The 26,104-nt window shown below is 68.8% G+C and carries 30 protein-coding genes and 1 pseudogene; 25 read left to right on the top strand and 6 right to left on the bottom strand.

The features are described from left to right. The first annotated feature begins 8 nt into the window (after positions 1 to 8). The 24 genes from ACWD6R_RS16555 (at position 9) to ACWD6R_RS16440 (ending at position 17,851) form a co-directional block, all read left to right on the top strand. Positions 9 to 1,079, top strand: coding sequence for a hypothetical protein (locus ACWD6R_RS16555; protein WP_451819323.1), 1,071 nt, complete (start codon positions 9 to 11; stop codon positions 1,077 to 1,079). Positions 1,080 to 1,084: 5 nt separating this feature from the next. Next, complete coding sequence (locus tag ACWD6R_RS16550; protein ID WP_451819322.1) at positions 1,085 to 3,622, top strand: hypothetical protein; 2,538 nt, start codon at positions 1,085 to 1,087, stop codon at positions 3,620 to 3,622. Between the two features lie 269 nt (positions 3,623 to 3,891). Next, positions 3,892 to 4,254: a hypothetical protein gene (locus tag ACWD6R_RS16545; RefSeq protein WP_326604269.1), complete on the top strand. Its 363-nt coding sequence runs from the start codon at positions 3,892 to 3,894 to the stop codon at positions 4,252 to 4,254. A 60-nt stretch (positions 4,255 to 4,314) separates the two neighbouring features. Further along, entirely contained in the window at positions 4,315 to 5,184 is an 870-nt protein-coding gene (locus tag ACWD6R_RS16540; RefSeq protein ID WP_451819321.1) for a glycoside hydrolase family 25 protein, read from the top strand. Positions 5,185 to 5,191: 7 nt separating this feature from the next. After that, entirely contained in the window at positions 5,192 to 5,410 is a 219-nt protein-coding gene (locus ACWD6R_RS16535; RefSeq protein ID WP_451819320.1) for an Acb2/Tad1 domain-containing protein, read from the top strand. Between the two features lie 2 nt (positions 5,411 to 5,412). Then, positions 5,413 to 5,670 (top strand): hypothetical protein, encoded by a 258-nt coding sequence (locus ACWD6R_RS16530; RefSeq protein ID WP_451819319.1) that lies wholly within the window; start codon positions 5,413 to 5,415, stop codon positions 5,668 to 5,670. Positions 5,671 to 5,824: 154 nt separating this feature from the next. After that, entirely contained in the window at positions 5,825 to 6,385 is a 561-nt protein-coding gene (locus tag ACWD6R_RS16525; protein WP_451819318.1) for a hypothetical protein, read from the top strand. A 231-nt stretch (positions 6,386 to 6,616) separates the two neighbouring features. After that, on the top strand, positions 6,617 to 6,967 hold the full coding sequence (locus ACWD6R_RS16520) for a hypothetical protein (protein ID WP_451819317.1): 351 nt from the start codon (positions 6,617 to 6,619) through the stop codon (positions 6,965 to 6,967). 27 nt (positions 6,968 to 6,994) lie between these two features. Further along, positions 6,995 to 8,161: an AAA family ATPase gene (locus ACWD6R_RS16515; RefSeq protein WP_451819316.1), complete on the top strand. Its 1,167-nt coding sequence runs from the start codon at positions 6,995 to 6,997 to the stop codon at positions 8,159 to 8,161. Positions 8,162 to 8,186: 25 nt separating this feature from the next. After that, on the top strand, positions 8,187 to 9,323 hold the full coding sequence (locus tag ACWD6R_RS16510; protein ID WP_451819315.1) for a PD-(D/E)XK nuclease family protein: 1,137 nt from the start codon (positions 8,187 to 8,189) through the stop codon (positions 9,321 to 9,323). 66 nt (positions 9,324 to 9,389) lie between these two features. Next, the gene (locus ACWD6R_RS16505) at positions 9,390 to 10,313 is read left to right on the top strand and encodes a hypothetical protein (RefSeq protein WP_451819314.1); all 924 of its coding nucleotides are present in this window, start codon (positions 9,390 to 9,392) and stop codon (positions 10,311 to 10,313) included. Positions 10,314 to 10,399: 86 nt separating this feature from the next. Beyond that, the gene (locus tag ACWD6R_RS16500) at positions 10,400 to 10,558 is read left to right on the top strand and encodes a hypothetical protein (RefSeq protein WP_451819313.1); all 159 of its coding nucleotides are present in this window, start codon (positions 10,400 to 10,402) and stop codon (positions 10,556 to 10,558) included. 91 nt (positions 10,559 to 10,649) lie between these two features. Further along, entirely contained in the window at positions 10,650 to 11,135 is a 486-nt protein-coding gene (locus tag ACWD6R_RS16495) for a hypothetical protein (protein WP_451819312.1), read from the top strand. A 108-nt stretch (positions 11,136 to 11,243) separates the two neighbouring features. Further along, on the top strand, positions 11,244 to 11,900 hold the full coding sequence (locus tag ACWD6R_RS16490) for a hypothetical protein (RefSeq protein WP_451819311.1): 657 nt from the start codon (positions 11,244 to 11,246) through the stop codon (positions 11,898 to 11,900). Positions 11,901 to 11,971: 71 nt separating this feature from the next. Continuing rightward, positions 11,972 to 13,522 carry a DNA cytosine methyltransferase gene (locus ACWD6R_RS16485; RefSeq protein WP_451819310.1) on the top strand — a complete coding sequence of 517 codons (1,551 nt, stop codon included), beginning with the start codon at positions 11,972 to 11,974 and terminating at the stop codon, positions 13,520 to 13,522. A 176-nt stretch (positions 13,523 to 13,698) separates the two neighbouring features. Next, complete coding sequence (locus ACWD6R_RS16480) at positions 13,699 to 14,142, top strand: hypothetical protein (protein ID WP_451819309.1); 444 nt, start codon at positions 13,699 to 13,701, stop codon at positions 14,140 to 14,142. A gap of 116 nt (positions 14,143 to 14,258) precedes the next feature. Then, positions 14,259 to 14,444, top strand: a complete 186-nt coding sequence (locus ACWD6R_RS16475; RefSeq protein ID WP_451819308.1) for a hypothetical protein — start codon at positions 14,259 to 14,261, stop codon at positions 14,442 to 14,444. A gap of 23 nt (positions 14,445 to 14,467) precedes the next feature. Next, positions 14,468 to 14,866, top strand: coding sequence for a hypothetical protein (locus ACWD6R_RS16470; RefSeq protein ID WP_451819307.1), 399 nt, complete (start codon positions 14,468 to 14,470; stop codon positions 14,864 to 14,866). Between the two features lie 88 nt (positions 14,867 to 14,954). Further along, on the top strand, positions 14,955 to 15,413 hold the full coding sequence (locus ACWD6R_RS16465; protein WP_451819306.1) for a hypothetical protein: 459 nt from the start codon (positions 14,955 to 14,957) through the stop codon (positions 15,411 to 15,413). An 86-nt stretch (positions 15,414 to 15,499) separates the two neighbouring features. Next, on the top strand, positions 15,500 to 16,153 hold the full coding sequence (locus tag ACWD6R_RS16460) for a hypothetical protein (protein WP_451819305.1): 654 nt from the start codon (positions 15,500 to 15,502) through the stop codon (positions 16,151 to 16,153). A gap of 166 nt (positions 16,154 to 16,319) precedes the next feature. Next, on the top strand, positions 16,320 to 16,526 hold the full coding sequence (locus ACWD6R_RS16455) for a hypothetical protein (RefSeq protein WP_451819304.1): 207 nt from the start codon (positions 16,320 to 16,322) through the stop codon (positions 16,524 to 16,526). Positions 16,527 to 16,632: 106 nt separating this feature from the next. Further along, positions 16,633 to 16,923 carry a hypothetical protein gene (locus ACWD6R_RS16450; RefSeq protein WP_451819303.1) on the top strand — a complete coding sequence of 97 codons (291 nt, stop codon included), beginning with the start codon at positions 16,633 to 16,635 and terminating at the stop codon, positions 16,921 to 16,923. An 84-nt stretch (positions 16,924 to 17,007) separates the two neighbouring features. Beyond that, on the top strand, positions 17,008 to 17,400 hold the full coding sequence (locus ACWD6R_RS16445; protein WP_451819302.1) for a hypothetical protein: 393 nt from the start codon (positions 17,008 to 17,010) through the stop codon (positions 17,398 to 17,400). A gap of 58 nt (positions 17,401 to 17,458) precedes the next feature. After that, complete coding sequence (locus ACWD6R_RS16440; RefSeq protein WP_451819301.1) at positions 17,459 to 17,851, top strand: hypothetical protein; 393 nt, start codon at positions 17,459 to 17,461, stop codon at positions 17,849 to 17,851. 522 nt (positions 17,852 to 18,373) lie between these two features. On the opposite strand, the gene ACWD6R_RS16435 is transcribed toward ACWD6R_RS16440, so the two are convergent. The 5 genes from ACWD6R_RS16435 to ACWD6R_RS16415 form a co-directional block, all read right to left on the bottom strand. Further along, positions 18,374 to 21,010, bottom strand: a complete 2,637-nt coding sequence (locus ACWD6R_RS16435; RefSeq protein WP_451819300.1) for a family 20 glycosylhydrolase — start codon at positions 21,008 to 21,010, stop codon at positions 18,374 to 18,376. A gap of 254 nt (positions 21,011 to 21,264) precedes the next feature. After that, entirely contained in the window at positions 21,265 to 22,029 is a 765-nt protein-coding gene (locus tag ACWD6R_RS16430) for a phytanoyl-CoA dioxygenase family protein (RefSeq protein WP_451819299.1), read from the bottom strand. After that, entirely contained in the window at positions 22,026 to 22,670 is a 645-nt protein-coding gene (locus ACWD6R_RS16425; protein ID WP_451819298.1) for a helix-turn-helix transcriptional regulator, read from the bottom strand. Before ACWD6R_RS16425 ends, ACWD6R_RS16430 begins: the two co-directional genes overlap by 4 nt. A gap of 361 nt (positions 22,671 to 23,031) precedes the next feature. Continuing rightward, positions 23,032 to 24,126, bottom strand: a complete 1,095-nt coding sequence (locus ACWD6R_RS16420) for an IS630 family transposase (RefSeq protein WP_451819297.1) — start codon at positions 24,124 to 24,126, stop codon at positions 23,032 to 23,034. Between the two features lie 53 nt (positions 24,127 to 24,179). Continuing rightward, positions 24,180 to 24,809: a hypothetical protein gene (locus tag ACWD6R_RS16415; protein ID WP_451819296.1), complete on the bottom strand. Its 630-nt coding sequence runs from the start codon at positions 24,807 to 24,809 to the stop codon at positions 24,180 to 24,182. A 259-nt stretch (positions 24,810 to 25,068) separates the two neighbouring features. Between ACWD6R_RS16415 and ACWD6R_RS16410 the strand changes: the two are divergent. After that, positions 25,069 to 25,317 (top strand): annotated as a pseudogene (locus ACWD6R_RS16410) (ATP-binding protein); the annotation flags it as partial. A 31-nt stretch (positions 25,318 to 25,348) separates the two neighbouring features. Here the strand turns inward: ACWD6R_RS16410 and ACWD6R_RS16405 are convergent. Further along, complete coding sequence (locus tag ACWD6R_RS16405) at positions 25,349 to 25,840, bottom strand: MarR family winged helix-turn-helix transcriptional regulator (RefSeq protein ID WP_451819295.1); 492 nt, start codon at positions 25,838 to 25,840, stop codon at positions 25,349 to 25,351. Positions 25,841 to 26,104 lie beyond the last annotated feature (264 nt).

Raw genomic sequence — 26,104 nt, 5'->3', positions numbered from 1 at the left:
ACCGCTATTTGACGTGTAGCGCGCTGACGGGGCAGGTCCTGGCGTGGGACCTGCCGCTGTCGGATGTCGCTTACGGCCCGGAGCTGAACGGGCCGGGCAGCCTGTCGGCGACGCTGGAGCCGCACCTGGCGCATGTGCTGGACAGCATGGTCGACCCCGGCAACACGCTGATCTTTGCCGAGCGGGACTCCACGCTCATGTGGGGGGGCCTGATCTGGCGGGCCGAGCCGGAAGGCGGCAGGTACCCGATCGAGGCCTCCGGGTTCACCTCGTACCTGGCGCGCCGCCACGACGTCCACGGCAACCTCAACGCGCGCGGCCCGTACACGTACGGCGACCCGTGCAAGCTGATGCGGGACGTGTGGGCGTACTGCCAGGAGCAGGCCGACGGAGACCTGCAGGTCGTCGTCGACGGCACCCCGTCCAAGGCGAAGATCGGCACCCCTGAGGAGCCGTACGCCTCCGGCTGGTGGGAGACCCGCACCCTGGCGGACCTGATCGTCGACGCGGTCGGCGCCGACGGCGGCCCGGAGTGGACCGAGCAGGTCGACTGGGTGGGCGGGATACCGCAGCGCAGGTTCCGCATCGGCTGGCCGCGCCTGGGCTCCCGCCGCACGGACGTGTCGTTCTCCACCGGGGTGAACATTGCCACCTCCGAGCCGGTCATCTACGACGGCGACACCTACGCGCAGGTCGTTGTCGCTCTCGGCTCGGGTGAGGGCCGGTCGCGGCTGCGCGCGATCGACGCGGTCCGTGACGGGCGGCTGCGCCTGGAGGAAGTCATGGACCTGCCCGCGGTGAAGGGCAAGGACCAGCTCGCGGCGAAGGCCCGCACCGAGCGGATCGCCCGCCAGGTGCGCGGCGACATTCAGCAGATCGACGTCATCGACCACCCCGCCGCCCGCTTCGGCTCCTTCGCTGTGGGCGACGACGTGTGGGTGCAGGTCCACGACCAGTGGGCCGACTACGACGGTTGGGCGCGAGTGACCGGATGGACGCTCACGCCGGCGCAGGGGGACCAGCAGGAACGGATGACGGTGCGCCTGGCGCGCGCCGACTCCTTCACTTACGGAGGCTGAACCCTTTGGCTGACACCCTCGCTGTTCTGGCGGGCAGGATCGCGACCCTGGAGAGGCTGGTGCGTGACCTGTCGCGCACCAGCCGCCTGGCGCACTCCTCGATCGAGAGCGGCGCCATCAGCGTCTACGACGACGGCGGCATTCTGCGCGGCAGCATCGGCCTGCAGCAGGACGGCACGGTGGCGCTGGCGGCCGTCAACGGCCCCCCGCCGCCGATACCGTCCGCTCCCTCAATCACTTCTGTCCTCGGCGGTGTTGCCGTCTCGTGGAGCGGCGCGTTCGCGGACGGCAGCCAGGCCCCGGCCGACTTCGCGTACGTGGAAGTCCACTTCTCCTCTGCCTTGGACTTCCCCGACGACGGCTCCCTGTTCTCCGCGTTCTACTCGCCGTCCGGCGGCACGATGACCGTGCCCAGCAGCGGCCCGCTGTGGGTGCGCCTGGTGTGCGTGTCCACATCCGGCGCCGTGTCCGGCCCTTCGGCGGCCGCGGGACCGGCCGGGCCGGCTCCGGTCGTCGCCCAGGCCGTCCTGGACGGCATCATCAACGATCTCGCGCTCGCCGACAATGCCGTCACCCGGGCGAAGATCGCAGCGGGAGCGGTCGGCAAGGTCGAGATCGCCGACGGCTCGATTACCACACCGAAGCTGGTCGTCGGAGAGCTCAACGGCGACCGCCTCGCGGCGGGGACCGTCGCCGCCGACGCGCTGGTCGCCGCCAGCGTCACCGCCAAGCACGTCAAGGCCCTGAGCCTGACCGGCGACCGGATGGCGGTGAACACCCTCACCGCCGACAACTTCGTGACGGGCACGATTACGGCCGCCTCCGGCGTGATCTCCTCCATCGACGCCGCCAAGATCACGGTCGGGAAGATCGCCGCGTCGCAGATCGACGCGACCAACCTGGTGGTCTCCGCCGCGAACGTCAACGGCACGGTCGGCTCCGCCTCAACGGCCACCAGCGCGGTCAGCGCGACGACCGTCACCGGGTCCATCGGCGCCGGGGTGACGCTGCCGCCCGCGCAGATCGGCAGCGGTCAGATCCCGCAGACCACCACGATCAATGGCGGCTCGGTCCAGACCGGCACCCTGGACGCGGCCACCATCAAGGCCGGGACGATCTCCGTGGACCGCCTGGCGGTGGGGCTGGCGGGCCAGGTCGGGCAGAAGTTCTACGACTTCGGGGACTCGGCCACCAAGTGGAGCAAGTCCGGCCCCGGCACCATGACCACGGTCGCGGCCGCCGACGGCATGTCCGGCGGCAGCGTGATGCGGTGCGTGGGCTACGTAGCGGCCGGTTACCGGCCGGACATCAAGATCCCGTTCGATCCGGGCGTCACCTACCGGGTGAGCGCCCGAGTCCGGCAGACCGTCGCCAACGGCACGCCCGGCGCCAACCAGAAGTTCTACGCGGGTGTGGCGGGCATCGCGGCCGACGGCGTCACCTGGGTGAACCTCACGGGCCAGAACGCGACGTCCAACCAGTTCAACTTTGCGGCCAGCGCCCAGGACCTGACGGCCGGCGCCGGGTTCGTGACGTACACCGGCTACATCAAGGGCACTTCCGCCGCCCCCGTCGGCGGCGCCAAGCCGAATGCCAACGCACCCGGTCAGCTGCACGCCAACGTCCGGTACATCACCCCCATCGTGCACGTGAATTACACCAGCGGCACCGGCACGGCCGAGATCGACATGTTCGCCATCGAGGTCGTGGAGATGGGGGCGCTCACGGCGAGCAACATCATCGCGGGGGCGATCAACGGGCAGACGATCACCGGGGCGACGCTGCAGACCGCCGCCACCGGGCAGCGCGTCGTCATCACCCCGTCCGGCACCCCCGGCACCAACTCCGTCCGGTTCTACTCCGGCACGGCCGCGGAGACAGAGCCTGGCGAGATCCTGGCCACGGTCGACAGCAAATCGGGACACGAGCGACCCCGCCTGAATCTGTGGTCCCCCACCGTGGAAACCGGCACCAGCGCCGAACTTGCCCTGATCGCCGGCGGCGGCACGCAGAACGACCAGGGCGAGTTCCGGCTCAGCACTGGCGACGGCTCCGGCTCCACCACATCCCTCTACGCCTACGCGGCCGACGGGGGATCAAATCTCGGCCAGCTCAGCGTGACCATCGAGCAGCCGGGCATCACTCCGAACGAGCTCGGAGACCTGACCATCACGGCCGACACGTTCGATTGGACGGACGCCCGAAACAAGGGGTTCTCCTACTCGTCGACCACCGGTTTGCCCACGGGCCTGTCCGTCGTCGGCGATACGACCACGTCCGGGAATCTCACCGCCGGGAACATTCGGGCCGGCCGCGTCACCATCACACCGACCGCAGCGAACGTTCCCACCTCAGTCACGATCACCGGTCTCGCAATGACCGGCGGCACCCCCCGCGCCGTCGCCACCGCGAGCACGACTGTGCCCGGTACCAGCGTGCTCGGTGTCGGCTGCACCAACGTTACGAACAACTCGGTCACTGTGTGGCTGACCCGCAACGGCACCACCGGAACAGCCGTCGACTACATGCTGATAGGGAGCTGACTCATGGAAGAAGCCACACCGGTACTTGTGACTGCCACCTGCCGTACGCCTGGCTGCCCGGTCCAGGACATCGGATACACCGTCGACGTCTACGGGCCCCCGTTTACCGTGGTCTGCGCGCAGTGCGGCCAACCCGTGACGGACCTCGTGCCCGCCGCCTGATCGATACGTTCCAGTATTGGCCCGAGATGGCCTGACCTCGCTTCGGCGTCACCCCGTGCCCGTAAGATCGGATGCGGCGCGGGGCACGCCAATCAAGGGAGTGCGCGGTGACGCAGCCGCCGAACGCCGACCCCACTTTGTGGGAGCTGCACCGCACGCTCCAGCAGCTACGTGAAGATCAGAGCGACGGCATCAAGCAGCTTCGCGACGACCTGCGCGGCGATCTCGCCGCGATGAGCCAGCGGTTCGAGCAGATGGTCACCAAGGACGTCTACCAGGCCGACCAGCGTCTGGTGAACCAGCGGATCCAGGCGGTTGAGGATGCGCAGGAGGCCGCGGTCCGGCAGCGCGAGAGCGACCAGCAGCAGGCCGCCAACACCCGTAAGTGGCTGGTGGCGGTGTTCGTCGCCCCGCTCCTGCTGGGCTTGGTGCAGCTGTGGTTCACCAGCAGGATCGGTGCAGGCCCGTAACGGGCCTGCACCGTCGCAGCACCATCCGTCCGGCGCGGGGGAGAAGCACCGGGCAACAACATGCTCAAGGCCATCGACATCAGTTCGCTGCAGCCCCACCCGAACCTGACGGGTGTGGACGTCGTCATCATCAAGGCGTCCGAGGGCCGCACCTACGCCAACCCCTTGCGGGTGGCGCAGGCCGCGGCCGCCCGCAAGGAGAACAAGCAGGTCGGCTGGTACCACTTCCTGTGGCCGGGGAACGTCCAGGCGCAGGCCGAGTGGTTCATCCGCTGCGCCAACCCCAAGCCGGGCGACGTCCTCGCGTGCGACTGGGAGACCACCACGTCGGGGACCGTGCCGTCGTGTGCGGACAAGGACGCGTTCCTGGCGGCGGTGAAGAAGCTGCGGCCGCACCTGCGGGTGGTGCTGTACTGCAACCTCGACTACTGGAAGAACCGCGACACCACCGGCAAGTGCGGCAACGGCCTGTGGATCGCCGACCCGGGCGCGGCCGCCGGCCACCCGCGCATCACGCACTCGTGGGTGGTCCACCAGTACGGCATCCGCAACCACACCGACGTCAACGTGTGCAACTTCGCCACGGTGCAGGCGTGGAGGGACTGGGCGGGCGCGCCCGACGCCCCCAAGCCGCCCACGCCCAAGCCGCCGACGGGGAAGCCGTACGCGCCGCCGGAGTTCCCGGCGGGCCTGACCCCAGGGAAGTCAAGGCCGTCGGCGAAGAGCCTGCAGAAGGCTCTGCGCAAGGCCGGGTTCCTGCACATCACCGACGCGGACCTGTCCGACACGTACGGGCCGCGCACGCAGGCCGGGGTGGGCAAGTTCTTCGCCGCGCACCCGCAGTTCCGGGCGAAGGGCAAGCCGCACGACGTGGCGATCGGGCCGCGCGGCTGGGCCTACCTGTTCACCCTCGCCTACGGCCAGAAGTGAGGCCCCGGTGACTGCCGAAGAGATCATCCGCCGGTTCACGTTCCACCCGGCCGACACCGTCGCGCGCCGCCAGGCGCACGAGGACGTCCGGTCGGTGTGCATGGAGCTCGCGCTCACCTTGAACGCGGAGCTGCCGGCCGCGGCTGAGAAGCAGGCCGCCCTGTTCCGGCTCGAAGAGGTCATGTTCTGGGCGAACGCTGCGATCGCCCGCCAACCCAAGGAGTGAGAGTGCTCTACAACTACCTGCTGTCGCTGGTGCGGACCCTCGCGCCGATCCTCGCCGGATGGCTGATCACCCAGGCCGTGCGCCTTGGTGTGCACCTGGACGGCACCGTGCTGGTGTCGCTGCTGGCGTCGGGGTTCGCGGGCGCCTACTACCTGGTGTTCCGCTGGGCCGAGCTGCACATCAGCCCGCGCTTCGGCTGGCTGCTGGGGTATGCGGCGCCGCCGAAGTACAAGAAGCCTGAGCCGGAGCTGTGGCGCTGACCGTCGCCTGCGGCAAGACCAAGGCCCCCCACCGCACGCGGTGGGGGGCCTCGACCTCTTGGAGCACCCAGCGTAGCAGGCGGTGAACTCGCCCACTCGGCCCGCGATGGTTAGAATCTAAGGGCAATCATGGAGTGCGATGAGGGGGTCGGCGATGCCGAAGAAGCCTTTCCTGGCCGGTAGGCAGGAGTTCGCCGCCCTGTACGGGGTGAAGGCGACGCAGGTGACGCAGTGGTTGGCGCGGGGGGTGCTGAACTACGACCGTGCGGTGATCGTGTCGGGTTCGCCGTATTGGCTGTTGTCGTTCGTGCGGGGCTTCGGGCAGACGACTGCGCGGCCCAAGGAGCTGGACCAAGCGGTTCTGCAGCGTGTTGTTGCTGAGCAGGAGCCCGGGGTGTGGGCGCAGACCGTGGAGGAGATCCCGCCGCTGCTGGGCCTGCAGGAGGTGACGCAGCTGTTCGGCGTGGCCAGCCAGCAGAGCATGGCGGCGATGGTGCGGCAGGGGCGGTTCACGGCGCCGGCGGACTACCAGCTGTCGGGGTCGCCGCTGTGGCTGCTGGACACCCTGATCGAGGCGGCGCCGCAGATGCAGGCGAAGTCCCGCACCGTGTCGTGGGCGATCAATACGCAGGTGCAGGCGGCGCTGCGGCAGAAGCGGTACACCGGCCCCGGCTCCGTGATCGTGCCACGCGGTCTCGCCGCGAAGGCCGTCTGACCTGCGGAAACAGCTAGACGCATTCCCCCAAACGCAGGTAGAATAAGGGCAGTGCCGCAGAGAGCGGCGCTGCCCTTTGTCTTGGGAGGAATGCATGCACGCCACGACGCGCGTGGCCCGTTCGCCGACCCGCCGGCGCGGGCCCGGGGATGCCTCGCCGGTTGATCACGCGACGCCCATCGGTAAAGATGTGCCACATCATTCGAGCGTGAGCGCACTTTCGGGGGTCTTGTGCCCTTCCAGCAGCAACAACTGCCCGGCCTGGACGACATCCAGCTTGTCCAGCAGCCCGCCATCCACCCCGGCCAGTCCATCCAGCAGCGGTTCGAGGCGTTCCACGACCTCAATCCGTGGGTGCTGCGGCACCTGGAGGCACTGACCACCGACTGCATCGCCAAGGGCTTCAAACGCGTCGGCATCGGGATGCTCTTCGAGCTCCTGCGCTGGCGCTACGGCGAAGCCACCCAAGGCGACTCTTTCCGGCTCAACAACAACTTCCGCAGCCGGTACGTGCGGCTCCTGATCGAACGCAACGCCCAGTGGGCGCCGCTGTTCGAGACCCGGGCCCTGCGCGCCGCATGAGACCAACGACCTCTTGGAGCAGTCCCGATGGCCATCCAGCTCAAAACTCGCAGACCCACCGGCATCGTCCCGTGGCCCCTGATCCTCCTCGAAGGAGACGAGGGCGCCGGAAAGACGTACTCCGCCGCCGAGTTCTCCGCCTCCGAGCTCGTCGGCCAGATGTACTGGATCGACCTCGCGGAAGGCAGCGCCGACGAATACGCGGCGATCCCCGGCGCCCGCTACCTGATCATCGAGCACGACGGCACCTACCGGGACATCCTGGAGCAGATCCGGGCCGTGTTCCTCGAAGCCCGCCGGGCCGCGGCCGCCGGCGAACCGCCCGTGGTGCTGTCCGTCGACTCGGGCACCGCGCTGTGGCGGATGCTCAAGACCTGGACCAACGAGCGGGCCCGGCGCAGCAAGAACAACGCGCAACTCCTGCAGGAGAACCCGGACGCCTCGATCGACGTCGGCATGAACCTGTGGAACGACGCCACCGACCGTTGGCTGGAAGTCATCCACCTCCTGCAGACCTTCCCGGGCATCGCCATCATCACCGCCCGGGGCAAGCAGATCACCGCCATCGACGAGGGCGGCAAGCCGGTCAAGGACCGCGGCCGCGTCCTGCGGGAGTGGAAGGTCCAGGCCCAGAAGGACCTGGCGTTCGACTGCTCGGTGTGGGTGCGCATGCGCCGAGGCAAGGCCCCCCAGGTCATCAAGGCCCGCTCGCTGCAGCTGCGCGTCGAGGACGGCAAGCCGCTCACCCTGCCGGACTTCACCGTCGAGGACCTGGTGTTCAACCGGCTCGGCTGCTCGATGGACTCCCAGCCCCGCCAGATGCCCGCCCTGATCGGCGACCGCGTGCAGGCGTGGCTGGAGGACAACGACGTCGACGAGCTGCAGGACGTCGAGAAGCTGCGCCAGCTGTGGTGGGACACCGCGAAGGACGACACCGGCCTGACCCGCGCCGAGGTCGTCTCCATCCGTGGGGCGATCGAGCGGAAGGTCGCCGTCCTCGAGAACCCGCCCACCGAGATGGGCCAGGGCCCAATCAGCGACGCCGACAAGCTGCGGGCCGCCGCCGAGCGAAAGGCCGCCGAGGAGCCCGTCGTCGACCCCGACGACGTGACCGTGCCGGAGCCGACGCGCCGGCCCGCGCGCAAACGCACCCCCGCCAAGACCACGGCCGCCAAGGTCCCCGTCCGGCGTTGAGCCGCCCTACTTCCAGGAGTACCTGATGACCGCACAACCTATGGAAAGCGCCGTGTCCCTGTGGACAGCCGCTCACGACGTCGACGCTAGACGGCCGCGATCGCTGCAGCGCCAGCTCGGCGCGTCCGACACGGTGTGCGAGCGCCGCGCCGCCTACGTCCTGTTCGGGGTCACCCCCTCCGACTGGTCCGAGAAGCGTGCCGCGATCTTGGGGACCTACATTCACGAGGGCCTGCTGGGTGCCGCCCGCACCGAGTACGGCTGGCTGGTGGAGAGGGCCGTGGCCGATGACACGATCCGGGGCCACATCGACGCCGTGCAGCTCGACCAGGCCACTGCTGACCGCGTCCCGGCCCGGCACCGGCCCAAGGTGGCCGCCAAGCACGGGGTGACCGTGGAGGACGTCAAGACGAAGTCCACGTACCTGTGGGAGAAGGTGCGCCGCTACGGGCCCTCGGCGGCCGAGCTGCGCCAGGTGTACCTGTACGCGGACCTGCTGCGCACGGTCGGCTTCGAGGACCGGCGCGGCCAGCGGTACCTGGCCAAGCTCGGCCCGCTGGAGGTTTCCCGGATCCGCTTCCGCTTCGTCAACCGCGACAACGGCGAAGAGCTCATCGAGGAGTTCGACTTCGACCCGAACGAGGCCACCCGCGCACGCTGGTGGGTCCAGCGCGTGCGGGAGCTGAACTCGCCCGAGGAGGGGCGCCGCGACTTCGACGGGCCGGGCCTGGATGCCATCTGCGACCACTGCCCGTTCATGACGGCCTGCTGGGGCCTGCCTCAGCAGCCGGGCGCCGCGGTGCAGACCGTGCTCATCCACGACGACGCCGACCGGACCCAGGCCCTGGCGGAGTACGTGCAAGGCCACGAGCTGGCGCTGCAGGGCAACCGCATGAAGGCCCTGGCGCGCAAGAAGGTCGACCTCTCGCCGGCGGGCGTGTACGGCGCGAACGAGCTGGTGTGGACCGGCGGGAACGACGTCTGGTCCGGCGACTTGCAGGCCATGGTCGACCTCCACGAGTCGGCGGGCCTGACGGTGCCGATGGTGCCCGACGAGAAGCGGATGGTCGCCAACTTGAAGGAAGCGGGCCTCGCGGTCCCGGAGAAGAAGACCGCGCAGAAGACGCCCAAGACCATCAACGTGCGGGCCTACAAGGCCTGATCGGACTGCTGCCGCCCGCCCTCGACCCGGGCGGGCGGCAGCGTGCCCGCAGAAGGGGAAGTTCCGTTGTCCATTCACCTGATGCTCGTCGCCGCATACCTGCCCGACGACGTGGTCACCCAGAGCCAGAAGGTGGCCCTGATGAAGATATGCGACTCGGCCGACGACGAGACGCGTCTGTCGAAGCCGGGCATGCTGCGTGTTCGCGCGTGGGTCGGCGTCAGCGAGAAGCGGTGCACGACCATCGTCACCGAACTGGTCGCCAAGGGCCTGATCGAGCGTGTGGAGGTCGGCATGCTCGGGCGCCGGGCGGTGTACCGGGTCTTCCCGCTGGGAGTGCCCGCGATCCCGACCAACGACGACCTGAAAGAGCGGTTCGAGGCCGCTGATGCCGCGCCGAAGAACCCGAACAAAGCCCGCTCGGGCATCACTCGCGCGGCACCGTCCAAGCCCGCGATGACGCATGAGGACATCGACGCCCGAACGCGCGCGGACTTCGACGTGCAGGAGCTGGCCGCCGGCGAAGGCGTGAGGCGAGAGTCAGGGTTCCACGGGTGGAACCCTGATGATGACGAGGCCAGGGTTTCACCGGTGGAACCCAAAGGGTTCCACGGGGGGAACCCCAAGGGTTCCACCGGTGGAACCCCTTCTTTTCCTTCTTCTACTGCTGTTCTTCCTTTCCCCCCTACCCCCGCGGCTGACGCCGCAGGGGAGCCGCGCGGCTGCCCCAAGCACTCGACTCCCGCTGCCAGTTGTCGTGGCTGCAAAACCAATCCGCGCGCCGAGCGCGCGGCACGGGAGCGGGAGCGGGCGGAGGCGGAGCGGCAGTCGCAGCGGGAGTTCATGGAGAACTGGCACGCGGACCAGGCCCAGGCGCGGCAGGTGGCCTACGACCGCCCGCAGGAGGTGGAGGCGGCCAGGCAGCTGGCCCGCCAGGCGGCACGGGCGGCGCGGGGAGGGCTCGGTGGCGCCCGCTCACCCGAAAAATAAAACTGGCCTCCCAACCCGAATGCAGCTAGAATAAGGGCAGCGGGGAAGGGGAAAGGCCCCCACCCACGAGCCTCTTGGAGAACCGCATGAACCGACTGATCGACATCAACGACGACGACGCCGCCGACGCCGAGCGCGCGGCCGCCGAGCTGGCCGAGCTGGCCGAGATCGCCGAGATCGACGCCCACGACGCCGAACTCGCCGCCGAGGATGCCGCCCTGCGGAAGTCCGCTCGCACCGCCTGACCCCCCGGTCCGGGCGGCGGACGAACACCGCCGTCCGGACCGAGATGTGCCACACCACTCGACCTTCCGAACCCGCCTCTTGGAGGACCTCATGGGTCACCTGCCCACCCTGCGCCGCGACCACCCGGACCGCATCGTCCTGGACTCCCATCAGCAGGTCACCACCGTCCTGATCGACCTCGCCGGCGCCTGGCGCCGCGACCCCGACGCCATCGGCGGCCTGCTCTCCCAGCTCATCGAACACGACGACCTTGTTCGCGACGAGGTCGAGCCGGAACGACTCGGCGACATCGAGCATGCCCGCGACCAGATCGCCGACCAGCTCCTGACCGAGGCCGGCGGCGCCGAGTTCCACCTGAGCCCCAGGCGCGACCGTCACGCCGCCCATCAGGCCCGACGGATCGCCGAGGAGGCTCGCCGCATGGCCGACGTCCTCGACGCTCACGCCAACGCGATCGCGATCGAGGTCGATGACGCCGATCGTGCCCAGTTCTACAGAGCGCAGGCCGAGATCCAGCGCCTACGCGCCCAGCTGAAAGAGGCCCGGACCAACGCCACGACACCTCAGTCGGCCTGACCCCCCGTCCGGGGGGCGGCCGAGCCCGCCCCCCGGTTCCCGGATGTGCCACAACTCTGTACTGTGACGACCGCTCACCTCTTGGAGATCATGATGAACCTCGCCCCCATGCCTGACCACGCCCGCGTCAACCGCCCCGAGTGGCAGGCCCTGTGGCAGCAGTACGAAGCCGTCACCACCCCGCTGCGCGCGGCCGGACTGGCCTGCGACATCGAGACCTCCGGCGGCGAGACCGTCATCTACGCCAACCTCCCCGACGGCACGCACCTGGTCATCGCCGACGACCACTCCCTGCCCGACCGTCTCGCCGACGTCACCGGCTGGCGGATCGTGCGCAGCCACGTGGACAACCCGAACCACGACGGACTGCTCTACGACTCCACCGCCGAAGGCGAGCACGGCCAGCACGCCGCCGACATCCGGACGATGCTCGCCGCCGTCGCGATCTACCTGCACGACCTGCGCGACCCCGACACCAAGACCGCAGGCCAGGTCCTCGGCATGTCCCTGATCGAGACCCCCGAGCGGTTCGCCGTCAGCTTCGTGGGCGTCAGCACCGGTCACACGCCCACCGGGCAGATCACCTCCGGCCCCTTCGACACCCACCTGCAGGCGGTCAAGGAGTACGGCTGGCAGACCCACCAGCTGGAGCAGGACGGCTGGCAGATGGTCCACGAGCAGGGCGGCACCGAGTGGCCCCTGACCATCTGGCACCGCCGCGAGGAGGCCGCACAGATCGTCTTCGTCGCCCGCGTCGCCAACTGACCATCGCCCCCTGACCGGCCCGGCCCCGCACCGCGTGTGCGGGGCCGGATCGCGACCCCTTGGAGACCTCTGTGCTGACCACTCTTCCGACCGACATCGAGCTGACGTTCAACGACCTGCTCGCCGGAGCGGGCGGTTCTACTTCTGGCCTGGTTGAGGCCGGATGGCGGGGCAAGCTCGCCATGAACCACTGGCGGACCGCGATCGACAGCCACGCCGCCAATCACCCCGACTGCGAGCACCTGGTCGCCGACGTGACCGGCTACCCCATGCGTTTCCTGCCCCGCGCCCTGATGCTGTGGGCGTCGATCATCTGCACCGAGGTGAGCCCGGCCGGCGGCCGCATTCACCCCACTGACCAGCTCGACCTGTTCGAAGTCCTCGACCAGCTCGGCGATGACGACGATGCCGAGTCGTGGAAGGCGTTGACCCCGGACGCGTTCGAGCGGACCCGGGCCACCGCCTGGTGCGTGGTGCGGGCCTGCGAGGCGAAGCGGTTCCCGTACGTCGTGATCGAGAACGTCGTCGAGTTCTGGCTGTGCTGGGTGTTGAGGAAGGCCTGGGTCAAGGCCATGACGGAGCTCGGCTACGAGGCCCCGCAGATCCTGTGCGCCACCTCCGCGCACGTTGGCGACGACGACAACTTGCGCGCCCCGCAGTGGCGGGACCGCATCTACATCGTCTTCCGCCTCAAGGGCATGCCCAAGCCGGACCTGGAGCCCCGCCCGCTGGCGTTCTGCTTCGAGTGCGGCAAGGACGTCCGCGCGAAGAAGAGTTGGTTCCAGCCCGGGGTCCGTGTCGGCAAGTACCTGCGCGACTACAGCTACCGCTGCCCCAACACACGCTGCCGTCACGCCGAGGTCGAGCCGTACGTGCGCCCGGCCGCCTCCGTCATCAACTGGGACGACCTCGGCCAGCGCATCGGCGACCGCAAGAAGCCGCTGGCGGAGACCACCATGGACCGCATCCGCGCGGGCCGCGCCAAGTTCCCCCACCAGCCGTCCTCGATCACCCTCAACCACGGCCGGGACGGAACCGACCGGGCCTACGCGGTGGCCGAGCGGCCGTTTTCCACCCGCACCATCAAGCAGGGCGACGCGCTGCTCGTGCCGACCGGCGGCAGCTGGAACACCGCGTGCAGCGATGTCGCCGACCCGATGCGCACCCGGCTGACCCGCGAGAGCGAGGCCCTGGTCACGGTCGACCCCGAGCCGTTCGTGATCACCTACCGCCAGAACGCCAACCCGGCCCTGGCCACCGAGCCCATTACCAGTGTCACCGCGCAGGGCAACCATCACGGTCTGGTCGTCCCCGGCGGGCCCGTCCCGCCCGAGCTGCGCAACTCCCTGGTCATCCCCTACCGCAAGGCCGCCGTCAAGACGGCCGCCGAGCCCGTTCACACCCTGACCACCCGCGACTCGGCCGCACTCCTGCGCAGCGCACCCGCGGTGGAGGACTGCTACTTCCGCATGCTCAAGCCCCGCGAGCAGCTGGAGGCCCAGCGGTTCCCCCGCCGCTACATCGTGCTGGGCAACCAGGCCGAGCAGACCATGCAGGCCGGGAACGCCGTGTCGGTGAACGTCGCCCGGCACATCGGCGAGTGCATCAAGGCCGTCCTGTAACCCCGCGGCGGGCCGGGCCCAACCGGCCTGGCCCGCCGCCCCCTTTCACCACCTGAAACCGACCTCTTGGAGACCCCTGTGACCACTCCCGACCACCGGGCGGAAGCCGCCCGGCTACCGGCCGAAGCGGCCGTCGCCATCATCCCCGCCACCGCCTACGACCCCGAGGAGGAGATGTGACCGGCGCGTGGACCCTTCGCGCACCCTGCAGCGGCAAGGACGGCTTCTCGCCCAACCAGGACGCCTGCGAAAGCGCAAAACACATCAAAGACCTGTGCGGGCCTCAGCTGCCGACGTGCGGGCCGTGTCCGTTCCGCGCCGAGTGCATCGCCACCATCAAGCCCTCCCAGGTCAAGTTCGACGGGATCGCCGGCGGCCGCCTGTGGTGCAACGGCGAAGTCATCGACGCCCTCGACGACGTGAGCGACGAGGAGCTGGCGGAGCCGAAGCTGCGCGCCTCCTGCGGCACCGAAGCCGGAGCGAGGAGCCACAGCCGCAACGACGAACGCGTCTGCCCCTCCTGCCGGCAGGCGGCCCGCGAGATAGATGCGCGCCGCGAGGCGGAGAAGGCCAAGCGGCAGCAGGAACAGCTGCAGCTCGACTTCGCCGGTACCACCTGACCCGTTCCCCCGCCTGCCTCCGGCGAAAGGGGGGCGGGCGGCGGGCCCGACTCCCTTTTGGAGACGACGATGCTCCACCCCACCACCGTCCCCCGCGCCGACACCGGCGGCCCCCAGTGATCCGCACCAAGAACCGGGCCTGCACCGGCAAGAAGCGCCACGACACCGAGCAGCAGGCCGAGGAGCACCGCGACCGGCTGATCGCCAGGGGCGCCGTACGCCTGGCCGCCTACGAGTGCCGCCGCCGCGCCTGCGGCGGCTGGCACGTCGGCCACACGCCCAAACCCCGCACCACCCGCTGACCCCAACTCCTCTTGGAGAACACGTGAACCACGACACGACCGACCTCGCCGCCCGCCTTGGAGAGCGCGCCGCCGGAGCGTGGCAGGAAGAAGCCGCCGTGTGGCTGCTCGCCACCCATGGCCACTGGCTGCCCGAACTTGAGCGGACCGGCCTGATCCACGACGACGGCGACGGCTGCTCCCGCATCGCCTGGCGTCAGGTTGCCTCCACGTGCCTGTCCGCCGGCGACGGCCCCCTGGTCGGAACGCCCTCGGAGTGGCAGGTCCTGTGCCTGGCCTGCCTCCTGACCGGACGTCATGCCCTGTCCCTGGCGAACCTGAGCCTGCTGGACGAGACCAGTAAGCGCCTGGCCCTGCACGCCGTGGCGTGGGCGTCCGGCGGCCGCGCATGGGCGGACAGCCTCGCACTCCTCGTCGCCTGACCCAGCCCCTGATCCCGGCTGCGCCCGCGGTGCCCGCACCCCCGCGGGCGCGGCCCACCCCACCACCTAGACAAAGGAACAGAGCATCGTGGACTACTCCCTTCGCGCCAAGCTGGTCATGGACGCCATCAGGCACGCCGTCGACTGCGACTTCCAGATCGCCTCGAACCTGATGGGCGAGATCGCCCGGAACAGCAACGGCCAGCAGATGTACGGGGTGTGCTGCGGTCTGGCGGACGCCGCCCGCCAGACCCTCGTGCGCCTGTACGGGCACCTGGGCCCCGAGATGCAGTGGGCGCTGGCCGCGCCGGACCCGGACGACGAGCCCCGCCACCCCGCGCACACCTTCTCCCTGCGCTTCATCACCGCCTTCGCCAACGGCGACATGGAGACCTGCCAGGCCCTGTACCTGGCCGCGTCCAACGCCAGCGCCGACGACTACACCCACTCGGTGATCGCGCTGCTCGGCGACGTCGCCCGTCTGGCCCGCCGCGCGCTGCTGGAGCTCGCCGAGGGCGGCGAGGAGCCCGCGGCCCACCCGCACTGACCCATAAGCCGGGCCGCGCCCGCGGCGCCCATCACCCCTGCGGGCGCGGCCCACCAACCCCCCATCTGCTCGTGAAGGAGCTCGCGTTGACCGACCTCGTTGTTGCCCCCGGTGCCTGGCTGGCCACGAGCGGCCGGGCCCCGCTGGTGATTGGCCTGGACCCGTCGCTGACGTGCACGGGGGTGGCGGGCGACGGCTGGGCCGATGCGCTGCGCTTCAAGGGGCGCGGCCACCAGCGCCTCGGGTGGCTGCGCAAGGAGATACGGGACCGGACCCGCCTGGCGGACCTGGTGGTGATCGAGGGCGCGGCGTACGGGCGGGGCGGCCAGGCCGGCCACCACGAGCTGGCGGGCCTGTGGTGGCTGATCGCGCAGGACCTGTGGGAGCGGGACATCCCGTACGCGGTGGTGAACCCGCACTCGCGGACCATCTACGCCACCGGCAGCGCGAACCCGGCGAAGGAGCACCCCAAGGCGCAGCGGGCACGCATCGCCAAGGGCATGGTGCGTGACGCGGTCGCCGAGCGGTACGGCATGGAGTGCGAGGGGCCGGGCCGGTACGACAAGGCGGACGCGTTCATCCTCGCTGCGATGGGCCTGCACTGGACGGGCTGGCCGCTGGCCGAGGTTCCGGACACGCACCGTCGGGCCCTGGACGCGGTGCCGTGGCCGAGCGTGGGCCGGGCGGAGGCAGAGGCCGTGCCGCCGCCGGGCGCGGGCCGGGCCGAGGCCGCGGCGTAAGTGGAGGCGGTGCTGTGGCCGGATGGTGCGGTGGTCGGGCGCGGGTCGGACTGGATGGGGCCTGACCTGGGCAAACGAGAAAAAAGTTCTGGCCTTCCTGGGGATTGCCGCTAGAATAAGTGGAGAGAGGCGGGGGGAGCTCCCTCCGCCGGCAAGGAGTCCATGAATGCGGAGGGAGACGACGATGCGTCGTTACAACGTCGGAGACACCGTCGAACACGGCCAGACCGGGGACAGAGGGACAGTCCGCGAGGTGAAGGCCGACTGGAAGCGCCAGGCCAGTGGGAACACCACTGCCGTCCACAAGTTCGTCGTCGATTGGGACAACGGGCCGCAGGGCCAGCTGTGCTGCGTTCGAACCTTCGCAAAGTAGGAAACCGATAGGGCGCACCTCGAAAGGGGTGCGCCCTATCGGCAGCGAAAGGCAAGCCTAAAGGTGTGCCACACCTTTCAAACGTTCCAGTTCATTCGGAGAAGCCATGAGTCTGAGCACCGTCCAGGAACTGTTCACCGCCCACCTCACCCAGCGCGCTGACCATGTCGCGCGCGTCGGCAACAACGTCTACGCCCGCTTCGCCGATAACTCCCGCGTCCTGAAGGTCATCTGCGAGCCGGCGGCGTCCGACGAGCTGCGCATCACGCTCGTGGCCATCGCCCCGGAGCGCGGCCCGATCGACGCGGCCAGCTTCATCCACACCCGCGCGCAGAAGTTCTCGCAGGCCCTGGTGGAGCTGGACGAGTTCATGGACGTCTGGTTCTGGTTCGCCTGACCCACCCCGGGCCCGGCCGCCCACCCCACCAGGTGGGCGGCCGGGCCCCGCCCCCGCTCGACCAACGGCCTCTTGGAGGAAGCCATGCCCGCCACCGCCCCGCTCGACCGACTCGCCGGCCCCTACGAGGTCTGCGTCACCGGCGACCCCAACTACCGGCCCGTCATCGGCCACCGACTCGCCGACATCATCGACGGCCCCCACCTGCAGCCCCTGCTCGCCGAACGGTTCGGCCTCGACGACGAAGCCGCCGAGCAGGCCGCCTTCTCGACCGGCGCCACCCTCCACCAGACCTGGCGAGCCACCGCGTACGGCGAGAACTACACCGCCTGGGTCGGCCGCCTGCCCGAGGTGCTGCTCAAGTGCCTGGTCGAGATGGCCGCACGCGCCGAGACCGACAAGTACGCCACCGCCCACGAGCTGCGCATGGCACGCCTGATGCTCACCGAACTCGCCGTCGACCTCGGCGGCCGCTGACCACCCCGGGGGCCGCCGCCCGGCGGCCGCCTCACCCCTCACCCTCTGGGAGACAACCGTGACCGTCATCCTTCGCGCGATCCGCCTCGACGTCGACGGCACCCTCACCGACCTGGAACTGCCCGCCGGCGACGCACGGGCGAAGGCCCTTCGAGACGCCGTCGGCGGCTGGGCCGAGACCGCCCACTACTCCCGCCCCGATGGCAAGCGCCGCGTGGCCGTGGTCGTGAACGCCGACGGGCGGGACACGCAGCCGGAGAACCTGTTCGCGACCTCGCTGATCAACGCGATCCGCCTGAGCCGACTGCCGTACTGCCTGCACGGGCCCGTCGTGCTGCTGGGTGCCCCGAACGGCGCGGGCGAGCACACCGACGTGCCCGAACCGCTGCGCGGGGTCCTGCCGCAGATCGTCGCCGTCCTGGCGACCCGCTACACCCCCGCCACCTCCTGACCCCACCCGCCTGCGGCCGGGCCCCGAACGGGCCCGGCCGCCCCTCTTGCCTGAACGGAGCACACGCGGAACACCTGGCGATCACCCGGAAGACCGTCACCGCCCTCACCGAACGACTCCCCACCCACCCGGTCTCGCCGGACCTGCCCGAGCGCCCGGACTATCCGCACATCCTCGCCGTCTTCAACGAGGCCACCGACCCCTACGAGCCCGTGACGTCTGCGAAGCCCTTGACCACGAACTGCTGCCGAAGAACATCGAAGGCACTCGCGCCAAGCTGAAACGCCTCGTCAAGCTCGACGTCCACGACACGCTGACGCGCATGCAAGAAGCGGGGACCTCAGCCGGCCACCAGCGGTGACCTCGAACCGGCCACCTGCGGCGACTTTTCCATGGCCACGGGCACAGACCGTATGCGCCACGTGGCGTTAGCCGGCGGCGCTGATCTGGTGTGCGCCGCCATCACGGGCAGGTTGTCCGCGCATTCTCCGTGTGCGCTTGTGAAGCCGTCTCCCCTGGCCGTCACCCTGCTGCCGGTCCGGAGGGCAGGTCGCTCTGCACGCCGAAACCGGTGAACTGGACGAGGCCTCCGATCTCCCGGGCGGCGGCAGACACGTACATGCCAGCGTCCTGGACCGCCGCAGCCCCTGGTACGTCGACCGCAGCGACGGTCGTCCAGTCCGTGCCGTTTGCCGAGCACTGGCCCGTATAGCCGGTGCCCGACCGCTTGAGGCGCAGATACACTGGCGCCTTGACGCCGGGCACCTGGGCGACCCGGTCGTTGTAGCCGTCGCCGTTGCTGTCCCACGTCATCGCGCAGCCGTTCCCTGGGGTGATGAAGACGCTGACCAAGCCGGTGGACCCGCTTTTGGCGAGGTCATTGCGCACGATGATGCCTGCTCTTGCCCACTGCCCGGTGTTCTCTTGACTGAGCACCTTTACCGTGACGGTTCCCTCGTTGCTCAGGATGTCGTCACGGTAGATCGTGCCGTACTCGTCGATGGGGCCCCAAGCGTCGCGGCCTCCTGCCAGAATCGAGAAGTGGCCGTCCTTCTGGCCGAAGATGGCGTTGGCGTCATGATCCGCGGTCAGGTACGGCGCCTGCACGGGCGTCACCACCGACACACGCTCTCGTTCCTGGGCGGACTGGCGGACACCCGCGTGTACGTATGACGCCGTCGCACCTACTTCGGCGTACTCGATTGGGGCCGACGGGTCGTATCCGCTCGGCACCGTCACTTCCCATCTCGCCGTGAACGTCTCGCCCGGCGCCACCGACTCGGCCTTGGTGTTGGACAGCGGCCGTACGACGAACTGCTCTGGCACGTCGAGCTGGAAGCGGGCATCGGTCAACGTGGAGAACCCGTAGTCGTTGCGCATCCTCGCCACGGCAGTAAAGGATTTGCCAGGGTGCAGCTCGGTCGTGTCGAGGTTGAACCCGAATGGCCACGGCACGTCCGGTGCACGGTAGTAGTTCGACGCTAGCCGCTCCAAGCGCGCGCCCTGCCTGCCGAGCCGCTCCCGGAAGTCCGCCCATGACCGGTCCTGCTGCGCCGACCAGCCGACCTCGGCGAGGGCCGCGGTCCGCGGAAACGCCATAAACTGGAGGCCCTTGAACGTGTCGAAGGCCGCGCCCGACGGTACATCTCCCCACTCCGGAAAGCCCCACACCGGACCCTCTACACCGAGCACGTTGGACTCGCCGACGCCTTTGATAAGGGTGGCCGGATTCCATTCGTACGCGCGCTGGACGCTGATGCGACCTGCCCATGCGCGACCCTGAGTGTCCTTGTTGTACGCCATGTCAAAGTAGGCATACGACGCCGGTGACATGACCACCGGGACACCCTGCTGTGCAGCCGTCGCCGCGAGATCAGAGTAATACCAGTGCTGATTGACCGAGTGAGCCGACAGGCCCGCCGTCGCGGCCTCGTCCCAGCCAACCATCCGCTTGCCGTGCTTCTGCACGATGTGCTCGGCTCGCTGGATGAACCGCACATAAGTCTCATCTGACATGTCGGACTCATCGCCGCCGATGTGGATGTACGGCCCCGGAGTCAGCGCCGCGACCTCCCGAATCACGTCGTCAAGAAACTTGTCGGTTACGGACTTGTCGGGGCACAGCTCCCCGGCACGGCCATCACAGCTGAGCTCGGGATATGACCTCACCGCGGCGGTGCTATGACCGGGCATATCAATCTCGGGGACGATCGTGATGTAACGCTCGGCGGCGTACGCGACGATGTCGCGGTACTCGTCCTGCGTGTAGTAACCGCCCGGACCAGGGCCCCACTCGGTACTCCCGCCGACCTCTGTAAGCCGCGGCCAGCTCTTGATCGCCAGCCGCCACCCCTGGTCGTCGGTGAGATGCAGATGCAGAATGTTGATCTTGTACAGAGCCAGCGTATCGATGTGCTGCTTGATCTCCTGCACCGTGAGGAAGTTGCGGGCCGGGTCGATCATGGAACCACGCCAAGCGAATCGCGGCTTGTCCCTCACGTGTACCGCCGGCACCGTCCACTTCCCGGACTGGACGCGGTGGGCCTCAACCTCGGCGGGCAGCAGCTGGCGCAGCGTCTGCACGCCACGGGACAGACCTTCGGCACTCGAGGCGCGCAGCAGCACTCGGTCGGTGTTGACCTCCAGTTGGTAGCCCTCGACTCCGAGGTCGACGCCGGCCACCCGCAGCTCGATCACCTGCTTGCCGCGCCCGTGGTCGGACACGGGGAGTGGGTAGCCGGTCGACGGTCGTAGAAGGTTGGCGAGATAGCCGCCCACCGTGGCTGCACCGCTCCCGTCGACCACGATCTCGGTGTCCTTGGTCAGGACAAATGGATGGCCCCCTTTCAGGGTCATGGATTGCGGAACCGGGATGACCGTGGGAACTGCCGGTGGTGACACAGACTGGTTGGCCGGTGTGGCGGCTGACGTCGGGGTGATACCGGTCAGGGTCGACGCGAGCACGAGCAGCAACAGGGCCGCTAGCCACGCGACGGGCCGCGACCCACTCAGCATCGGTCGACGAGAGGGCCGGAGGCCGTCCAGGAAGCGGTTGTACAGGGCGCGGTAGGCGGCGATCTCGTCTGCGTGGAGGAGGGAACCCACGGTGACGAGTCTGTCCCTGGCCCACGTTTTGTGCGTCTGGGTTGTGGTGTTCATGGCGTGGACCGTAAGTGCGCAGGAGAGGCGGGGCGTTCAAGTTCTTCCACGGGAACAGAACTGACGGCGCTACGGTGACGGTGACGAGGTCCTGGGATCCTGTGTCCGGGCGCTGCACGGTCATCGAGTTCCTCGCTGTCGCCTCCAGGTTCTCCAGTGAGGTCTTGGAGTTCATTGCGCGGCGCTATCCGGCCTTCCAGGAAAAACCCGGCCCGCCGGAAGCTGGTCGGCATGGTGGGGGAACTTCAGGAGGGTCATCCGGCTTTGGTGTTGCGGATCTTTCGTTCGTTGTTGCTGAGGCCGTGGTCCATGCCTTTTTCCCGCTCGAGGGTGATCATTGCGGCGGGGCGGTAGTTGAGGATGTAGGCGCGGCGGTGGCGGTTGGTGGTGGTGTTGCCGCGGGAGTAGTGCAGGGTTTTGCCGGCGTGGGCGATGCCGTGGCCGGGTGGAATGGGGACGGGGGTGGCGCCGGGTTCCTGTTCACTGCACTGGCATTGGAGGGCGGCGCTGCTTCCGGTGGTCCAGTGGGGGCGGATGGGTCCGTTGTGAGAGCCGGTGACGTACCACATGCAGCCGTTGTCGAGGTCGGCGTTGTCGAGGGCGACCCACAGGGACAGGGCGCGGGTGTCGGGGAGGTCGACCCAGTAGGCGGCGTCCTGGTGCCACGGGGTGGGGGTGGCGCTGCCGGGAGCCTTGTCGATGAGCATGTCGAAGTCGAGTTCTGCGTCGTCGCCGAGGAGTTCTTTGGCCAGGCGCAGCGCGCGGTCGTGCAGGGGCAGGGTGTGGACCTCGGGGGCGAGGGCGGAGGGCCACATGATCTGGGTGATCGTCTCGTTGCCCTGGGTGGCGGCGTTGCCGGTGCCGAGGTCGGCACGCTTGTCGGCGCAGTTGATGGTGCCGTCCAGGAAGTGGTTGTACAGGGTGCGGTAGGCGGCGATCTCGTCTGCGTGGAGGAGGCAGCCCACGGTGACGAATCCGTCCCTGGCCCACGTTTCGTGCGTCTGGGTGGTGGTGTTCATGGTGTGGACCGTAAGTGCGCAGGGGGGGTGGGGCGTTCGAGTCCTTCCACGGGAACAGAAGACGGTGCCGTCGGCCGGCGATCGGTGGAGGGGGAGGTGGCGTAGTAGCGCCGGTAGACGCTGGCGAAGTACTGGGAGGAGGAGAAGCCGACTCGGTGGGCTACCTCGGTGACGGTGAGATGAGGGTGATCACGCAGCAGGCGCCGGGCGTGCTCCATCTTCCGGCGGTGGACATGGTCCTTGGGCGTGGTGCCGACTTGGCTGGTGAAGACGTCGTAGAACCGGCTGGTCGACAGCCTGGCGTGAGCGGCGAGGTCGGCAACGCTCAGGGGCCGCTCCAGGCTGCGCTCGATCAGGGCGAGCACGTTGGCGATGCCCGGGTGCAGGGGTGCCTGCTTCGTGGGGGTGGCTGCGGCGTGCGTGTGGGCGTCGGCGAGGGCGAGCAGTTCCGCGAGCAGCAGGTAGCGGAATTCGTGCTGGCGCAGGTGGGTGGGATGGGGCGTGGTGAGGATCTCGTCGAGGGTCTGCAGGATGCGGCCGTGTGGAAGCAGACGGCGGCAGCGGTGGACTGCGCGAGCACGGACAGTGCGGTGTGCAGGGGGGTGGCGTCGGCCTGAGGAGAGGTACGCGTGATCAGCCACAGCAGCTCGCCGCGGGGTTCGGCGCGTTGTCCGGTGGTGTAGATGTGCTGCGGCGGGATGCACAGGGCTTGACCTGGCTGTATGAGGCATGCCTGGCTGTCCACGGTGAACGTGAAGGTGCCCCGTACGGGCAGGGCGATCACGAGGAGGGCATTGTGGCGGGTCGGCGGGAGCGGCCTGTGGGCGCGGCGGTAGTGATAGCGGCCCAGGGCGACCAGCGGGTCCCAGCCGCGCGCGGCGAGGTCCAGGACCGTGCGTTCGCTGGTGCAGGTGGTGTCGACGGTGTCGCGGGTGATGGGGATCATCGCGTGCTTTCCGGCGTGAGGCGGTGGGCGGCTAGTATCTCGTGATCCTGATTGCGTCATCTCGCGTTGTTATTGACGAGTTTCTTCACGTTGGTCTGGACGAGCCGGACCTTGGCGAGAACCTCGTCGGCGGTCGCGGTCCAGGTGAAGGGTTTCGCCGCCTGGTTCCAGGAGCTGATGTAGTCGCGGATCTGCTTGACCAGGACGTTGACGCTCGAGAACGTCCCGCGACGGATCGACTGCCGCGTCAGGATGCCGAACCAGATCTCGATCTGGTTCAACCAGGAGGAGCCGACGGGAGTGAAGTGGAAGTGGATATGCGGGTTCTTGGCCAGCCACGCCTTCACCTCCGGCGTGGTGTGCGTGGACAGGTTGTCCAAAACGACGTGAATCTCCTTGCCCGCGTGTGGCTTCACCGCCTTCTTCAGGAAAGCCAGGAAAGTTGCGCCGTTCCGGTTGGGCCTGCACTCACCGATGACTTCCCCGGTGCCGACGTTGAGGGCGGCGAACAGGTTCGTCGTGCCATGCCGCACAAAGTCGTGGGTGCGCTTCTCGGTGGCCGCGAATGCCACGGGCAGCACCGGCTGGGTCCGGTCCAGCGCCTGCACCTGCGTCTTCTCGTCGATCGACAGCACCACCGCGCCGCCCGGAGGGTCCAGATAGAGACCGATCACGTCGGCGACCTTCTGCGCGAACGCCGGGTCCTTCGAGATCTTGAAGGTGCCCGACCGGTGCGGCTTGAGCTTCTCCTCCCGCCAGATCCGCGCGATGTAGCGCCAGGACACGGTGGCGTCCTCAGTCCGCTTCAGGTACTTCGCCAACTCGCGTGTGGACCAGTGCGAAAGACCAGTGCCGTCCGGCGGCGTCATACGCGTCAGCGCAATCACCCGGGCCCGTACCCGTGCCGGCACTTGCTCCCGGGCCCCGCCGGGCCGGTCGACTTCCAGCCCGGCCACGCCGTGCTCGACATAACGGCGCTTCCAGCGGTCCACCGTCGGCAGCGACACTCCCAGCAGCTCGGCGATGTCCTTGCGTCGACGCCCCCCAGCCGACCACAGCACGATCCGGCCCCGCGTGGCTATATCCGCAGGCACGTCCCGACTGCTCACCAACTCCCGCAGCTCGGCGGCCTGTTCCACAGAGAGCTCCATGCCAATAGAACGAGACACACAAGATCAAGTAACGCTGACAGGGTCACGAGACACTAGTCGCCCAGGTTCTCCGGGTGCGTGAGCGCGGTCACCGCGGCGGGCAGGCGCCCCTCAAGGACTGCGTCTCGCGGCAGGCACAGCCCGAAGTGCTCTTCCAGCACCGCCAGGGTCGCCCGCACCGAATCGAAGTCCTCCGGCCGCTCAGACAACACAGGATCATCAACGAGGCCGGCCGCCTCGAACGCCGGGGCCAGGAACGTCATGTCACCGTCGGGTATCTCGCCGATGCTGAAGTGACCCACGGTGGCCCCGTCGCGGTAGTACCAGACCTCCGACGGAGGATCGTAGCCCTTCGGCGTCAGATGCAGCACCTCCACCCCGCCCGCAGATAGGCCGGGCTTGCCCCACCAGCCAGCCGAGGGGCAGATCGGCTCTAACGCGAATGACCACCCGCCGCACTCACCGAAACGCGCTACGCGGGCGCACCCGTCAGTGCCCGTCATTCCGATCGCCTCTGTGGCGGTGATCTGGTCCAGCGACATTCCCGGGGCGGCCCCGAGGCGGATAACCAGCTCTCCTGGGCTGATGCCGCGGGCGAAGGTCACATTCAGATCCTGTGCGTGCCAAACGTCGGCCAGCCAAGTGATCCCGTCCGTACTCTCAATATCGTTAGGTTCGGTCATGGCGCCGAACCTAACGGAAGGAACAGATCTTTGAGAGGGGCTACTTGCCGATGCGGATCTTCTCGCTGTCGAGCAGAGCGGTGTGCGTCGCCGAGATGCTGATCAACAGGATGTGCAGCAGCCCTTGATCACGCCTTTCGCGGCGGCGGTGACGAAGGGCACCGCGGCAAGCAGGCTGCTGCTGACCACGGGCACGAGTGTCCAGATGACACGGGCGAGGCTTGAGCCGTACATGCGTGGCCGGGCTGGGGGCCAGGCGGCCGCCGAGGCGTTCTACCGCGTCATCGACGCCGCCTACGAACGCCGGTCGGTGATCGTCACCTCGAACCTGCACCCGTCAGGCTTCGATTCGATCATGCCCAAGACGCTGGCCACCGCCGCCGTCGACCGGCTCCTGCACCACGCGCACATCGTCCTCACCGAGGGCTCCAGCCTGCGACTGACCCAGGCAACCACCGGCCAGGGCGTCGTCCCGCTGAACCAGCCGGGTCAGAGCGTGTCTCCTTGACGGGTTCGTCGGCTGACCAAAGAGGCAGAACCTACGAGCCCCCGTTGCCCTCGACGTTGGCGACCATCCTGCGCAGCACCTTGAGCGCGGCTACGTACTCTTCGTCGCTGATGCCCTCGTGGACCACGGTGCGCAGATCGGTCACCAGCTCGCGCAGCCGCACCCGGGCAGCCTCCCCGGCGTCGGTGAGCTGCAGGCGCTGCCCGGCGTCGATTCGGAGCCAGCCGCGGTGGAACAGCTGGTCGATGACACGAGCGATCTCGTGTGGCCCGTCCGCGAGGGGCGTCAGCTGTATGACGACCTCCTCGCGGCTCGGTGCCGCGGGCCCGCCGTTCACCCTGTTGAGCACCCAGTACTGCGGCTGCGTGACATCGATCCTGGCCATAGCGTCACGCAGATGCCGGGTGACGGCCGCGTGGGCGAGGCCACTCCAGTATCCGATGGGCTGAGTGGCCAGCATGTCGTCGGTGGCGGCCGGATCAGCCGGCGCCTGGTCGGTGGTGGTGTCAGTCAGCGGTCTCATCATCGCGACGCTACATCCCCATCGCACCGCCAGCGCAACGGGGCCCCAACGCTCACACGCCCCCATCCGAGGGACGAATAGTCGTACCGGGCAGGGAGGTCAACTGTCCGCGCACAAGGATCCGAGATGTCCGCTCACCCGGACGGCCTGCTGTCCGTTGACATGGGGTGATGGGCATGTTGATGTACGGGTTCGAGCTGTAGGCCATGGCTGTCCCCCAAGTGCGGTGTGTGGAGCAGTCATTGTGTGATCTGTGCGTGAATT

The sequence above is a fragment of the Streptomyces sp. NPDC005151 genome (assembly GCF_053599875.1).
This window is presented reverse-complemented; position numbering and strand designations above follow the sequence as displayed.

Bases quoted from the DNA above. Each gene is read 5' to 3' on its own strand.
- ACWD6R_RS16450 (WP_451819303.1), top strand. From the start codon at position 16,633: ATGAGTCTGAGCACCGTCCAGGAACTGTTCACCGCCCACCTCACCCAG.
- ACWD6R_RS16515 (WP_451819316.1), top strand. From the start codon at position 6,995: ATGGCCATCCAGCTCAAAACTCGCAGACCCACCGGCATCGTCCCGTGG.
- ACWD6R_RS16490 (WP_451819311.1), top strand. From the start codon at position 11,244: ATGCCTGACCACGCCCGCGTCAACCGCCCCGAGTGGCAGGCCCTGTGG.
- ACWD6R_RS16445 (WP_451819302.1), top strand. From the start codon at position 17,008: ATGCCCGCCACCGCCCCGCTCGACCGACTCGCCGGCCCCTACGAGGTC.
- ACWD6R_RS16435 (WP_451819300.1), bottom strand. From the start codon at position 21,010: ATGAACACCACAACCCAGACGCACAAAACGTGGGCCAGGGACAGACTC.
- ACWD6R_RS16495 (WP_451819312.1), top strand. From the start codon at position 10,650: ATGGGTCACCTGCCCACCCTGCGCCGCGACCACCCGGACCGCATCGTC.
- ACWD6R_RS16430 (WP_451819299.1), bottom strand. From the start codon at position 22,029: ATGAACACCACCACCCAGACGCACGAAACGTGGGCCAGGGACGGATTC.
- ACWD6R_RS16525 (WP_451819318.1), top strand. From the start codon at position 5,825: ATGCCGAAGAAGCCTTTCCTGGCCGGTAGGCAGGAGTTCGCCGCCCTG.
- ACWD6R_RS16420 (WP_451819297.1), bottom strand. From the start codon at position 24,126: ATGGAGCTCTCTGTGGAACAGGCCGCCGAGCTGCGGGAGTTGGTGAGC.
- ACWD6R_RS16455 (WP_451819304.1), top strand. From the start codon at position 16,320: ATGCGGAGGGAGACGACGATGCGTCGTTACAACGTCGGAGACACCGTC.
- ACWD6R_RS16500 (WP_451819313.1), top strand. From the start codon at position 10,400: ATGAACCGACTGATCGACATCAACGACGACGACGCCGCCGACGCCGAG.
- ACWD6R_RS16415 (WP_451819296.1), bottom strand. From the start codon at position 24,809: ATGACCGAACCTAACGATATTGAGAGTACGGACGGGATCACTTGGCTG.
- ACWD6R_RS16540 (WP_451819321.1), top strand. From the start codon at position 4,315: ATGCTCAAGGCCATCGACATCAGTTCGCTGCAGCCCCACCCGAACCTG.
- ACWD6R_RS16405 (WP_451819295.1), bottom strand. From the start codon at position 25,840: ATGAGACCGCTGACTGACACCACCACCGACCAGGCGCCGGCTGATCCG.
- ACWD6R_RS16510 (WP_451819315.1), top strand. From the start codon at position 8,187: ATGACCGCACAACCTATGGAAAGCGCCGTGTCCCTGTGGACAGCCGCT.